Origin of the sequence: Falsigemmobacter faecalis (assembly GCF_003863335.1) — a bacterium.
GTDB classification, from domain to species: domain Bacteria; phylum Pseudomonadota; class Alphaproteobacteria; order Rhodobacterales; family Rhodobacteraceae; genus Wagnerdoeblera; species Wagnerdoeblera faecalis.
Genome location: NZ_RRAZ01000003.1, coordinates 60842 through 74300, shown reverse-complemented (window position 1 = coordinate 74300; position 13459 = coordinate 60842). Strand labels below are relative to the sequence as shown.

Annotated in this window: 12 protein-coding genes; 4 read left to right on the top strand and 8 right to left on the bottom strand. The window is 63.7% G+C overall.

All coding sequences use genetic code 11. The features are described from left to right. Positions 1-5 precede the first annotated feature (5 nt). On the bottom strand, positions 6-1388 hold the full coding sequence (locus EG244_RS02590; protein WP_124963457.1) for a hypothetical protein: 1383 nt from the start codon (positions 1386-1388) through the stop codon (positions 6-8). Between the two features lie 130 nt (positions 1389-1518). On the opposite strand from EG244_RS02590, the gene EG244_RS02585 reads away from it, so the two are divergent. The 3 genes from EG244_RS02585 to EG244_RS02575 all read left to right on the top strand — a co-directional run bounded on the left by EG244_RS02585 (position 1519) and on the right by EG244_RS02575 (position 5601). Further along, positions 1519-2274, top strand: a complete 756-nt coding sequence (locus EG244_RS02585) for a WecB/TagA/CpsF family glycosyltransferase (protein ID WP_124963456.1) — start codon at positions 1519-1521, stop codon at positions 2272-2274. Between the two features lie 1221 nt (positions 2275-3495). Next, positions 3496-4344: a CpsD/CapB family tyrosine-protein kinase gene (locus tag EG244_RS02580; RefSeq protein WP_124963455.1), complete on the top strand. Its 849-nt coding sequence runs from the start codon at positions 3496-3498 to the stop codon at positions 4342-4344. Beyond that, positions 4345-5601 carry a Wzz/FepE/Etk N-terminal domain-containing protein gene (locus tag EG244_RS02575; protein ID WP_124963454.1) on the top strand — a complete coding sequence of 419 codons (1257 nt, stop codon included), beginning with the start codon at positions 4345-4347 and terminating at the stop codon, positions 5599-5601. Here EG244_RS02575 and EG244_RS02570 read toward each other — a convergent pair. From EG244_RS02570 to EG244_RS02540, 7 genes are all read right to left on the bottom strand, one after another. Continuing rightward, positions 5592-6581 (bottom strand): aldo/keto reductase, encoded by a 990-nt coding sequence (locus EG244_RS02570; RefSeq protein WP_124963453.1) that lies wholly within the window; start codon positions 6579-6581, stop codon positions 5592-5594. The two genes, EG244_RS02575 and EG244_RS02570, sit on opposite strands and share 10 nt — an antisense overlap. A gap of 73 nt (positions 6582-6654) precedes the next feature. Continuing rightward, complete coding sequence (gene amaB / locus EG244_RS02565; protein WP_124963452.1) at positions 6655-8175, bottom strand: L-piperidine-6-carboxylate dehydrogenase; 1521 nt, start codon at positions 8173-8175, stop codon at positions 6655-6657. Positions 8176-8396: 221 nt separating this feature from the next. Continuing rightward, positions 8397-9218: a sulfate ABC transporter permease subunit CysW gene (cysW, locus tag EG244_RS02560; protein ID WP_124963451.1), complete on the bottom strand. Its 822-nt coding sequence runs from the start codon at positions 9216-9218 to the stop codon at positions 8397-8399. Next, positions 9215-10057: a sulfate ABC transporter permease subunit CysT gene (gene cysT / locus EG244_RS02555; protein WP_124963450.1), complete on the bottom strand. Its 843-nt coding sequence runs from the start codon at positions 10055-10057 to the stop codon at positions 9215-9217. Before cysT ends, cysW begins: the two co-directional genes overlap by 4 nt. Positions 10058-10067: 10 nt before the next feature. Beyond that, the gene (locus EG244_RS02550; protein ID WP_124963449.1) at positions 10068-11069 is read right to left on the bottom strand and encodes a sulfate ABC transporter substrate-binding protein; all 1002 of its coding nucleotides are present in this window, start codon (positions 11067-11069) and stop codon (positions 10068-10070) included. After that, on the bottom strand, positions 11066-12163 hold the full coding sequence (locus tag EG244_RS02545; protein WP_124963448.1) for a sulfate/molybdate ABC transporter ATP-binding protein: 1098 nt from the start codon (positions 12161-12163) through the stop codon (positions 11066-11068). Before EG244_RS02545 ends, EG244_RS02550 begins: the two co-directional genes overlap by 4 nt. Before the next feature lie 217 nt (positions 12164-12380). Then, entirely contained in the window at positions 12381-12611 is a 231-nt protein-coding gene (locus EG244_RS02540) for a hypothetical protein (RefSeq protein ID WP_124963447.1), read from the bottom strand. A gap of 349 nt (positions 12612-12960) precedes the next feature. Here EG244_RS02540 and EG244_RS02535 point away from each other — a divergent pair, with 349 nt between their 5' ends. Then, a complete protein-coding gene (locus EG244_RS02535) occupies positions 12961-13434 on the top strand; it encodes an Lrp/AsnC family transcriptional regulator (protein ID WP_124963446.1) in 474 nt (157 codons plus the stop codon). Positions 13435-13459: the final 25 nt, after the last annotated feature.

Here is a 13459-nt window from a genome sequence, read left to right as displayed (position 1 = left end):
GGTCATCAGATAAGTGTACGCTTTTCGCGCTGAAAGGGATCCCGAATTTTCTGACTCTCCTCCTCCGCAGGGGGCACCCCCGCCCAAAGTGCTCCGGCGATCAGCCAGGTAATCGTCGTCAGCGTGGCATTGGGCAGCAGATCAAATATATTCGCTGCGAGCATCAGCGCCAGTGCTGAGAAAACCGGCCAGGCCTCTGACTGCCGCCGCAGACCCGCCCGCAGGATCGGCAGGGACAGAAGGCCAAATTCGGCCAGGAACCCGGGCCAGCCAAACATGCCCAGCATGATGATCCAGCGGCCGTCTGTCACGGATTCGATCCGACCATCCCAGATGCTGTACGTCATATTGCGCCCGTATCCGCCCCAGCCTGCCCAGGGCATCTGCCCCGCGCGGTCCAGCAGGATGGTCTCATTGACCAGACGGAACTCCAGCGACTGCGCGCGGGCCGGCTCAATCCGCGCGGCGGTCTCAATCAGCCAGGCCTCCGGGAAGCCGGGCGAGGCACGAAAGATCGGATAGCAGAGCGCGAGGAGAGCGAGGATCAGCGCAATGCGTAGCTGCAGCCGCGGCGGCATCAGCCAGATCGCCGGGATCAGCAGCGCAGAATAGATCAGCACCCCCAGCGATTTGCACAGGACCAGCACAAACATCAACCAGAGCGTGCTGGCCATCAGAACCGCGCGCTGCGACTCTGGTGCGTGGCGCGTCAGTGCCAGTGCCGCCCAGAGCGACGAGGCCGCAAAGAGGGCCACCCAGAGGCCATGGGTCATGAAGACGATCGGGCGAAAGCCGCCCTGGCGCATCATCTGTCCAAAGTCATGCTGGAAGAACCCGAAGATCCAGGTGTTGAGCTGCGGGCTGAGGACCACCTCAACCACCATGGGGGCGGAATAGATCAGCCCCGCCAGCATCAGCGCGTAAAGCAGATCATACAGATCTTCCCGCCGGGTCAGGAACTGTCGCGCAAGGCCCAGCAGCACCAACCCGAAGAAATGCTCAAACATCAGCGACGGCAGATCCACCAGTGTCATCCCCGGCAGTGGAGGAAACCGCCCCAGTGGCACCGGCGCGGCATTGCTCAGGATCGTGACAACCGGCCAGAACAGGTAAACAAGTCCAAGGATGCGCCCCGCCGGATCCTTCGGGATGAACCCGGCCCGCTGGCCGGTGACCGACCAGGCGGCGCACCAGCAGGCAAGAATCGTGATCGTGTTCTTATCAAAGGGCGGCAGAACCGGCGGGTCAAAATTGGCCACCGGTGGCAGCCACATATAGCCCGACAGCACGGACCAGATCAGCGCCCGCCCCGGTGGCAGCTTTTTGAAAAGCACCAGGACGACCAGCGGCCAGAGCAGCAGAACGGTATAGGCAAGCAGGTTGGGCATTCGGGTCTCTGGCAGCGCGGCGACCGGCAGAGTAGCATGGCCACAGCGTCTCACAACGAATTAAGCGGCATGGGCTTGCCGTAACACGCGATTTCGGCTCCCCTGACAGGGCCGCTGTCTGGAGGGTTTTATGGAATTTCGCATCGGGGACCGCAGCCTCAGGGTTAATATCCCCGATCGGGCGCGGTTGATGGCAGAGCTGCGGCTGCGGCTGACGGAGCACCAGGGCTTTGCGCTGGCCACGCTCAACCTCGATCACCTGGTCAAGCTGCGCGATGATGCGGATTTCCGGGCCGCCTATCTGGCCCAGGACCTGGTGGTGGCGGATGGCAATCCGGTGGTCTGGCTCTCGCGGCTTGCCCGCCGCCCGGTCAGCCTGGTGCCGGGATCCGAACTGGTGGTGCCCCTGGCGCAGCTGGCGCGCGACTGCGGGCGCAGCGTGGCGCTCTTTGGCTCCTCCCCTGAGGCGCTGGCCGATGCCACCGAGAGCCTGACCCGCAGATTGCCCGGGCTGAAGATCAGCGCGAGCATTGCGCCGCCGATGGGATTTGACCCGAAAAGTCCGGCGGCAGATGCGCTTTTGGCGCAGGTCCGCGACAGCGGCGCGGGGCTGTGCTTTCTGGCACTTGGCGCACCGCGCCAGGAAATCCTGGCCGCCCGCGCCCGCAACATCGCGCCGCAGACCGGCTTTGCCTCGGTGGGCGCAGGCCTCGACTTCCTTGGCGGACATCAGAAGCGCGCGCCGGTCTGGGTACAGAAGATCGCGATGGAATGGCTTTGGCGGATGCTGTCTTCCCCGCGCCGCCTGGCGGGGCGCTATCTGCGCTGCGCGCTGCTGCTGCCCGCGCTCATCCGCGATGCCCTGAAGCTGCGGCAGAGCGGCTGATTATGTCTGTGCGATCAGGGCGGAGGCTTTGCCAATGGTCGCCCGGCGCCTCGGAAAAGCAGCCGGGCAGAGTGAAGCCCCCCGCTTTGCGCCCGGCCTTCGGCTCAGCCGCAACCAATGCAGCGGCCAGATGACCAGCAAAACCCAAAGTTGCGCGCAACGAAACCCGCCGATCACCGTGACCAGCGGCAATGCCGCCCCCCCCCAAACACTGGCGGGGTGCCGTGCCGGGCTGCTTTCGGGCGTCAAACGCCAGCTGACCGGCACTTTCTCCAAAGACCTTTGCCGTCCGATGGTTGAGGCGCTGCAAAAGCGTACCTCTGAAAAGGTCTGGATCATGCATGTTCTGCAAAGGCCTGGCCCGCGCCGGATCCGCTGCCAGCATTGCGACAGCCGCGCATGGCAGCCTCGTGCAGCGTCATCGCAGCCTCCTGCAGATGCCTGCCACAGCGGCGACAGAGCTCCGGCTTTTCTCCGGCGATCAGATCCCCGCGACAGCCGCCCGCATCGGCAGAAAGGTTACAGACCGAGGCACCAGGCGCACTCTCGCGCCGTCGCCCGCGGGCAACCGCCACATCGGGCCGCGCCAGAAAAACCCCACCGCCTGCAGCAGCCGGAGCGGAGCGAGCCGGCAGTCGCCTTCGGGGAAACTGCACAGAATCGCCGGGGCGGGCTGCCTGCCCGCCCCGGACCCCACCCGGGAGTATTTTTAAAAAGCCAAAATCAGGCGCAGCGGATGGTATCGGCGGGCAGGTTTGCGGGCTGAGGCTCAATCAACCACCGCTTTGGGTCAGGCCTGCACGCCCTGCGGCGATGATTTCGGCGGCAATCGGGTGGGGCATGCAAAGCCCGCCTTCCGGCCAGGGACCGCGGGAAAAGCCACCGGGAGATCGGGCGCCGCAGCCACCGCCGACACAGATCCCCCCGGAACATGCAGAGAAGAGAGCTCAGGCAGGCCCTCAGGTTTTGGCCCTCATTGCGTCCGGTGATCACCGCATCACAGATCTGCCCCGCCATGCCCCGCCGCCGCCGGACCCTTCCGGTATGACCCCGGTTTTCACAGGCTGGCGTCAAACCGTTTCCGGATGAATGTCTTTCTCAAATGCTCCCAATCCGCTAAAGTCAGGCAACCGTTTGGCCCCCTGCGCATTACCAGCAGGGCAGTCGTGGCCGACAGGCAGGGACGCTCAGTATTTTACGAGTCCCGGAATTTGAGAATAAATGATGAAGGCAGGCAAATCGACCGAAGAGCCCGAAGGCGGGAAAAGAGTTCGCAGCAGCGGGCTTACACCGTTTGGCGGGCGTCGCACGGCAGCCGTCGTGCTGCCTCCGGCGGGCGATGATGCGCTGCGCTCGGCCACCTCACAGATCTGGGCCAGCCTGCCCCCGGTACCGCTTGATTCTAAATCTGCCGCTGGCCGCCATCTGATTGCGACCCATCGCGACGATCCGGTGGGGCTGCTTTATGACCATCTTCGAACCCGGCTGCTTCATGCGCTGAGCGAGCGCGGCTGGCGGCGGGTGGCGATCACCGCGCCCACCCGGGGCTGTGGCACCACCACGGTGGCGGCCAATCTGGCGCTCTCGCTGGCGCGCCGGCCCTCGGGACGGACGGCGCTTCTGGACTTTGACCTGCGCAGGCCCTCGCTGCACAAGCGCTTTGGCGTGACCGAGCCCGGGGTCATGCGCGATCTGCTGACCGGACAGAACGCGGTCGAAAGCCACTTCCTGCGCTATGGCCGCAATCTGGCGCTTGGCCTGAACCAGCAGGCGGAAAGTGATTCCGCCGAACTGCTGCAGGAGCCTTCGACCGCGCTGGCGCTCGATCATATGGTCGAAGATCTGCGGCCGGATGTTATCCTTTATGATCTGCCGCCACTCCTTGAAAGCGATGACGTCTTTGGCTTTCTGCCAGAGGTGGACGGGGTGCTTCTGGTGACCGATGGCAAACGCTCTGTGCCCGCCGACATCCGCCGCTGTGAGGACATGATCCGCGAGCGCAGTGAATTGATCGGGGTGGTTCTTAACCGGGCCGATGACAGCCCGGCCCGCAGGAGGCGGTGGTTCTGAATGGGCAATATCCGCAGTCTTACCGATCTTCTGGCCATGATCCGCCGCCGCATCGTGCTGATCGTGACGATTTTTCTGATCGGCTCGGTTATCTCTTTCTACATGGCGATGCAGAAATCGCGTTCCTATGAGAGCACAGCGGTTTTGCAGATGGAGATGCCGCGCATCGCGGGGGCCACGGCTGCGGAATCGGTGACGCATTCCGGCCAGCGGATGCAGCTTCTTGAACAGCAGATCCGCAGCCGGGATTCGCTTTTGGCCCTGGCGGATCGCCACGGGCTCTTCGACGCCATCCCGGATCTGCCGATCGGGCAGCGCCTTGCGATCATGCGCAACTCGGTCATACTCGACTCGATCCGGGCACCGCATAGCTTCAACTCTGAGACCGCCGTGTCAGCCATCGTGATCCGCGTTGTCATGCCGGATCCGGTCACTGCCGCCGATATGGCCAATGAGCTGGCTTCACAGGTTCTCGAGAGCACCAATACCCGCAAAAGCGCCGTGGCGCGTGAAACGCTCGACTTCTTTGCCAGTGAGGAACGACGCATTTCGGGGGAGCTCGCAACCCTTGAGGCTGAGATGACCGCCTTCAAAAACGCCCAGATTGCGGCTCTGCCGGAGAGCCTTTCGGCGCGCCGTCAGGAACTGTCGCAGCTTGAAGAGCAGATCCGCGACTTTGACCGCCAGATCATGGACCTGCAACAGGAACTCCTGCCGCTGCAGGCCGTGGTGGCCCCCCGCGTGGTGGAACAGCGGCGCATGACCCTGCTCGAATCGCGCATGGAGGCTCTGCAGAGCCGCCAGAAGTCCGTTGACGCGCGCATCAGCGATCTGCAGGAATCGATCACCCTCACCCCGATGGTCGAGAGCCGCCTCGGCACTTATCTGCGCCGCCAGCAGCAGTTGCAGGACCAGTATTCCGTTATCAACCGCCGCCGCGCCGAGGCCGAGACCTCGCAGCGGCTCGACAGTGAGCAACAGACTGAGCACTTTACGCTTTTGGAGGCGGCATTGCCCCCGGATTACGCGATGTCCAGCGGCAGGCGCAAAGTGATGGCGGCGGGTGGCCTGGCCTCGGGGCTGCTGGCCGTGGGCCTGGCGTTCCTGCTGGAGTTGAAGAACCCCGCCATCCGAACGGCCCGGCAGATGGAAAGCGTGCTGAAGATCCGCCCGGTCATCGCCCTGCCGGAACTTGGCCCCGCCCGTCGGCGAGGCCTGCTGTCGCGGCTGTTTGGTCGCCGCGTCCCTCAGCCGTAGCTTTCCACCCCTGCCGTCTGCGCCTCAGCATAGCGGCCGCCTTCGGCAAAGCCGGCGGGCAGCAGGCGGGCAATCTCTGCCAGATCCTCAGCACTCAGCTTCACCTCTGCCGCGGCCAGGCATTCGCGCAGATGCGCGATGCTGCGGGTGCCGGGAATGGGGGCCATCTGCCCGTTGCCCTGGGCCAGCACCCAGGCCATGGCCAGGGTCGCCGTGGCCGTGCCGCGCGCGGCGGCAAACTCCCGGAAGGGGGCGATGGCCGCCATATTGCGCTCAAAGCTGCCGGGCAGGAAACGCGGGTTGCGGGTGCGGAAATCGCCCTTCGCATAATCCACAGGCTGCTGCACGTCATCCGTCAGGATCCCGCGCGCCAGGGGCGAGAAGGGCACAAAGCCCACCCCAAGCGCCTCACAGGCCTGGATCATCCCAAGCTCGGGCTGGCGGGTCCAGAGCGAATATTCGCTTTGCACCGCAGTGACCGGATGCACCGCATGCGCGCGGCGCAGGCTGGCGGGCGACCACTCCGAGACGCCATAGCCGTCGATCTTCCCCTCACGCACCAGCGCCGCCATGGTCTCGGCCAGAACCTCAGGCTCCACCCGGGCGTCGCGGCGATGCGCGTAAAAGAGATCCACCCGCTCCAGCCCCAGCCGCTTCAGCGAGCCCTCCAGCTCAGACCGCAGATGGGTGGCGGAATTGTCGATCTCACGCGGGGGGCCGGGAATGATTGAGGCCTTGGTCGCCAGCACCAGCCCCTCGGGGCGGCGGTCCGCCATCCAGCGGCCAAGGATCTCCTCCGAGCGGCCCATGCCATAGATATTGGCGGTGTCATAAAAGGTAACACCCGCCTCCCAGGCGGCATCCAGAAGGGCGAAGGCCTGCGCTTCGGTGGTCGGGCCATAGGCTCCGGCGATGCTCATACAGCCAAGGCCGATCTGCGAGACCTGCGGCCCCTTTGCGCCGAGAGTGAGTTGCTTCATGGCCGTCCCCCAAAAGATAACCCCGGCACCCTAATGGGCACCGGGGCAGGGTCAAGCCAATGCGGGCCTGAGATCAGTCGATGTCGAAAACCACGCCCTGAGCCAGCGGAAGGGCGCGGGAGTAGTTCACCGTATTGGTCGCACGGCGCATATAAGCGCGCCAGGCGTCCGAGCCGGATTCACGACCGCCCCCGGTCTCTTTCTCGCCGCCAAAGGCCCCGCCGATTTCCGCACCCGAGGTGCCGATATTGACGTTGGCGATCCCGCAATCCGAACCTGCGGCCGACAGGAAGCTCTCCATCTCGCGCATATCCAGCGTGAAGATCGAGGACGAGAGCCCCGCACCCACGGCGTTATGCATCCCGATCGCCTGATCGAAGTCGCTGTATTTCATCACATAAAGGATCGGCGCGAAGGTTTCCTGCGAGACCGGACCGGTCTGCGAGGGCATCTCCACCAGCGCGGGTTTCACATAATAAGCCGTGTCCGGACCAACGGGCTGACGGGCGCCGCCGTGAACCGTGCCGCCCGCCGCCTTTGCGGCCTCCAGCGCTTTTTGCATGCCGTCATAGGCGTCCTTGTCGATCAGCGGGCCGACGAGAGCCTGGGTCTCCAGCACATTGCCGACCGAGACCGAGGCATAGGCTTTGATCAGGCGCGGCACCAGGGTGTCATACACACTCTCATGCACAAAAAGGCGGCGCATGGTGGTGCAGCGCTGACCCGCAGTGCCCATGGCCCCGAAGGCAATCGCGCGCAGCGCCATATCGAGATCGGCCGAAGGCGTGACGATGCCTGCGTTATTGCCGCCCAGCTCCAGAATGGTGCGGCCAAAGCGCTCCGCCACTTTCGGGCCGACGATCCGGCCCATGCGGGTCGAGCCGGTGGCTGAGACCAGCGCAACCTTCGGGTTCACCACCAGGGCGTTACCAACATCGGCGCCGCCGATCAGAACCTGGCTCAGCCCCTCAGGCGCATCGGCCCCAAAGCGCTTCAGCGCGCGGTCAAGGATCGCCTGGCTGGCCAATGCGGTCAGCGGGGTCTTCTCTGAGGGCTTCCAGACCACCGGATCGCCGCAGACCAGCGCCAGCGCGGCATTCCAGGACCAGACCGCCACGGGGAAGTTGAAGGCCGAAATGATGCCGACCACGCCCAGCGGATGCCAGGTTTCCATCATGCGGTGACCAGGACGCTCGGTCGCGATGGTCAGACCGTAAAGCTGACGCGAGAGACCGACTGCGAAATCGCAGATGTCGATCATCTCCTGGACTTCGCCCAAGCCCTCAGAGGCACTTTTGCCCGCCTCAATCGAGACCAGACGGCCGAGATCGTCCTTGGCGGCGCGCAGCTCTTCGCCCAGCAGACGGACCAGCTCGCCCCGGCGCGGGGCGGGCACCGAGCGCCACTTCAGGAAAGCCTCATGGGCGCGGTCGATGGCGGCATTGGTCTCGGCCTCGGTGGCCGGGGTCAGACCGGCGATCTGCTCGCCGGTCAGCGGGCTGAAACTGGCCATGGGACCGCCGGTAAAAATCGCGGCCTCAATGCCGAATTTCGCCATCAGATCGCGGGTGGAAGCGGGAAGCGCTGCGGTCATGGCAGGGTCCTTTAGTTGTGGCCCGGACTGTGCACGGGCCGAATGACTGGCGGCAGTGTAGCACCTGCTCCGCCAGAGAAAATCCAAAGTTTCCACCTGGGATGATGCGGGAACGGAATGATCTCAGGCGGTCCCCACGTTGCCCCGCCCGGGGTCAGGAGACAGAAAAGGGCCACACCCCGGTCAGAGATGTGGCCCCTTTTCCTCTGGTCTGTCAGACCTCATGCCTGATGGCGGCGGCTCTCCAGCACGGATTTCACCACCAGCGCCACCAGGGCAATCACCGTCAGCGTTGAGGCGGCGGCAAAGGCCCCCACGGCGTTCAGATCGTTAAACAGCAGCTCCACATGCAGCGGCAGCGTGTTGGTCTGACCCCGGATATTGCCCGAGACCACCGAGACGCCGCCAAATTCCCCCACCGCCCGCGCGGTGCACAGAACCGCGCCATAAAGCAGCGCCCAGCGGATGTTCGGCAGCGTTACCCGGCGGAAGATCTGCCAGCCGTTCGCGCCCAGCGTCACCGCCGCCTGCTCCTGCTCAGACCCCTGGGCCTGCATCAGCGGCAGCACTTCGCGCGCCACAAAGGGAGAGGTGACGAACATGGTCACCAGCACAATCCCCGGCAGCGCGAACAGCACCTGCATCTCATGCTCCATCAGCCAGGGGCCCAGCAGACCCTGGCGGCCGTAAAGCAAAAGGTAACAAATGCCTGCGATGATCGGAGAGACCGAAAAGGGGATCTCAATGGCCGTCAGCACCAGCCCGCGCCCGGGGAACTTAAACCGCGCCACCGCCCAGGCGGCCGCGACCCCAAAGGCCACGTTCAGCGGCACCACGATCAGCGCCACCAGCGTGGTCAGCCAGATCGCATGCAGCGTGACGGGATGGAGGATGTTTGAAACATAGACATTCCAGCCCCTGGAAAAGGCACTCCAGAAGATAAAGGCCAGCGGCGCCACCACCATCAGCAGGGTCAGCGCCACGGCCAGCCCGATCAGCAGGCGCGGCACCAGGCGGCTTTCTTTGTGATGCGCAATGCTCATGCCTGCCCCCGATAGCGCGCGGCCCAGGCCTGCAGCCGGTTGGAGATGACCAAAAGCACCACCGCAAACATCAACAGCACCAGCGCAATGGCGGCAGCCCCCTGGTAGTCGTATTCCTCCAGCCGGATGAAGGCGAGCAGCGAGGCGATCTCGGTCTTAAAGGGCAGGTTTCCGGCGATGAAAACGATGGCCCCGAATTCCCCCAGCGAGCGGGCAAAGGAGATCGTCACCCCCGCCAGAAAGGCCGGCAGGATCTGCGGAAAGACCACCCGCCGGAAGATCGCCCAGTCTGAGGCCCCAAGCGTGCGGGCCGCCTGCTCATAAGCGGGATCCAGATCCTCCAGCACCGGCTGAACGGTGCGCACCACAAAGGGGACCGAGGTGAAGGCCATGGCAATCGCCACCCCCCAGATGGTGTAAACCGGCGCCAGCCCCAGCGGCGCCAGGAACTGCCCGAACCAGCCATTGGCCGAGAACAGCGCCGTCAGCGAGAGCCCCGCCACAGCGGTTGGCAGCGCGAAGGGAATATCCATCAGCGCATCCAGCAGCCTGCGGCCCGGAAACTCATAGCGCACCAGCACCCAGGCCATCAGCAGACCGTAAAGCGCGTTAAAGAGCGTCGCGATCAGCGCCGCCGTCAGCGTGACCTGAAAGGCCGCCAGCGCGCGGGCAGAGGTGACAATGGCCCAGAACCGCTGCGGCCCGATATCGGCGCCTTTCAGCACCAGGGCCAGCACCGGGATCAGGATGACAACGGTCAGGTATAAAAGCGTTGTGCCGAGGCTCAGTGTGAACCCCGGCAGCACGCGCTTCGCCCGGATCGGAGCGGCAGCGGTCATGTATAAAGCCTCAGCGGTTAACGAAGACCTGGTCAAGAATGCCACCATCGGCCAGATGCTCAGCGCGGACTTTCGCCCAGCCGCCGAAGATCTCATCCACAGTGACAAGCTTCACCTCAGGCAGTTTGTCGGCATAGTCTGCCGCCACATCTTTGTCGGTGACGCGGTAGTAATGCTCTGCCAGCGCCTTTTGCGCCTCCGGCGAATAGAGCCAGTTCAGATAGGCCGTCGCCACCTCTTCCGAGCCTTTTTTCTTCGCGTATTCAGCAACAACAGCCACCGGGAAGGCCGAGAACAGCGAGATCGAGGGCGTCACCCGCTCAAAGCCTTTATCGGCATATTCAGCGGCAATCCCGCCGGTCTCAGCCTCAAAGGTGACCAGAACATCGCCGATTTCACGCTCTGCAAAGGTCTGGGTTGCGGCGCGGCCACCGGTGTCAAACACCGGCACATTCGAGAGGAGATTCTTCACGAACTCCTGGGTTTTCGCATGATCGCCGCCGAATTCATTCAGCCCCCAGGCATAGGCCGCGAGATAGGTATAGCGCGCATTGCCAGAGGTTTTCGGGTTCGGGAAGACCGGCTGCACGCCCTCTTTCGCCAGATCACCCCAGTCCTGAATGCCCTTGGGGTTGCCCTTGCGCACGAGGAAAGCCGGAAGCGAGTAATAGGGCGAGGCCCCGTTGGGGAAAGCCTCACGCCAGTTCTGATCGACCAGACCGCCCTCAACCAGGGCGTCGATATCGGTCTCCTGGTTGAAGGTGACCACATCGGCGGCCAGCCCTTCAAGGATCGCCCGCGCCTGGCGCGACGAGCCGCCGTGGCTTTGATCGATCGTCAGATCGCGGCCCTTATCAGCCTTCCACTGCGCGATGAATTTCGGATTAAGATCCTCAAAAAGCTCACGGGCGACGTCATAAGACACGTTCAGAAGGCTGTCCTGCGCCAGCGCCGGAGCGGCGGCCGTCAGGCCCGCAACCAAAGCAGCGACACGGAAAATCGAGCGTTTCATGCAATGTTTTCCTTTACCGGAGTCATCTCAATGAGGCCTGCAGGGCTGGCGCTGCGCGGTGCCGAAAAGACCGCTCCAGCCAGCGGACGCAGGCGGAAATTCTGACCAACAGCCACGCCGCGCGCCTGAAGGCGCGGCAGATCAAGATCAACGACGGGCAGTCCCGGGGCCTCAAGCGTCACGCGCAAAAGCTTGCCGGTGGAGCTGACAGCCGTCACCAGGAAGGGGCTGGCGGGATCGGCCTCCAGCGCCACCTGATCGGGGGCAAGAAAGAGCGTCGCCGGACCATCGCCCAGCGGACGGCGCGGCAGGGCCGAAGTGTCGACGCCCTTCAATTCCGCCCGCCCGGCCCGCAGGGTCACCGGAAGTTCAATCACCGCGCCCATGAAGCGCGCCACAAAGGGCGTCGCCGGATGGTCGTGGATCTGATCGGCGGTGCCGATCTGGGCGATGCGGCCCTGCTCCATCACCACCACGCGGTCGGCCAGCTCAAAAGCCTCTTCCTGGTCGTGGGTCACAAAAATCGTGGTCGAGCCGGTGCGCTCATGCACCTCACGCAGCCAGCGGCGCAGATCGCGGCGGATCGCGGCATCCAAAGCGCCGAAAGGCTCATCGAGCAGCAAAACCCGCGGCTCAATCGCCAGCGCGCGACCAAGCGCCACCCGCTGACGCTGACCGCCCGAAAGCTGCGCGGGGTAGCGCTCGCCCAGCGTATCGATCTGCAGCAGGGTCAAAAGCTCATCCACCCGCGATGTGATCTGCGCCGCAGAGGGGCGCTGCGCTTTGGGGCGCACCGTCAGGCCAAAGGCCAGGTTCTCGCGCACCGTCATATGGGGAAAAAGCGCATAGCTTTGAAAGACAAAGCCGATGCGGCGGTCTTTGGCCCCCAGCTGCATCCAGTCCTCGCCCGCCACCACAAGCTGACCGGCATCGGGCCATTCAAGCCCCGCGATGATGCGCAAAAGCGTGGTCTTCCCCGAGCCCGAGGGGCCCAGCAGCGCCACAAGCTCACGGTCCATGATCGACAGATCAATACCGCGCAGAACCTGCGTTTTGCCGAACTGTTTGCTGATATCGCTGATCTCAATGGCCATGGGGGCACCTCCGGGAATGGGAAATAGTTCCTGAACTATCGCCAATCAAGCAAAACAGACTGGAATATTGGCATTAAGTTCCCGCATGAGAGGGAAGTTTTCCCCTTCACGGCGCGACTTTCAGAGCAGTTGCCCGACCCTGTGCATCCCGGCCGGGACGTCTGACCAGCCTGGATGCTGCGGACCAGCCCTTGTTCTGATTTGACAAGGGGGCGCCTCAGGGCGTCATTTCCATCACCCGCACGCTCCAGACCCGCGGATCACGCCCTGCCATCAGTTGCGCCGAAGCCTCTCCGATTCCCGAAGGCGGCACCCAGGAGGCAAGCGGGCGACCATCGACGCGGTGCACCGCCCCCGTGCGCCGATCGGTCAGCTGCACCAGAACCAGAGCCTCAGCGCGGGGGCGTGGTCCAGGTGCCGCGTAAGCTTTCACATCCCTGCCTGACATAGCCCATGTCTCCCCTGTCAAACCGCATCCGCGGCGTTCCGGAAGCAAATATCGACTCGTCTGGTCGTCTTTGGCAACAGAATATTCACGTCTAAGTTAATCGTCTTTTAGGTGGAATCTTCTCCACCCCCGAAAGGCCCATTCTCTTTTCCGCGTTGCAACGCGGCCGCGCGCCCTTCGCAGCATAAAAACAGCACGACTCACGGCCGCCGGGAAAGTTTCTTCCCGCAAAGACCCGTCAGAGAGCAAATTCTGGTTCTTTGGCGAATGAAACTGGACATTTTCAGGCCAAATGTCATCTTTCCGCCCGCGCAGGCCAGATCGGCCTCAGCCTCAGGAGAGTGGCAGCATGGACGATCTTGACCTCATAGACCGGAAGATCATCGCCGAACTGATGCGGGATGCGACCCTTCCCGTGGCCCAGATCGCGGATCGGGTGGGACTGTCACAGACACCCTGCTGGAAACGCATCCAAAAGCTTGAGGCCAATGGCATTCTGACCGGGCGCGTGGCGCTGGCGGACCCCAACAGACTGGGCTTCGGGCTGACGGTCTTTGTGGGGATCGAAGCCCCGGATCACTCCACGGAGTGGCGTGAGAACTTTGAGAATGTCACCACTAACATCCCGGAAATTATGGAAGTTTACCGGATGGCGGGTGAGATGGATTATCTTCTGCGGGTCGCTATTCCCGACATCCGCTCTTTCGACGGGCTTTACAAACGCCTGACCGATGCGGTGCCGATTAAGAACGTCACCTCGCATTTCGCGATGGAGCGGATGAAGTTTACCACGGCCTATCCGGTCAACACCCGCGACCGCTGAGGGAATTTTATTCTCTTTTCAACAT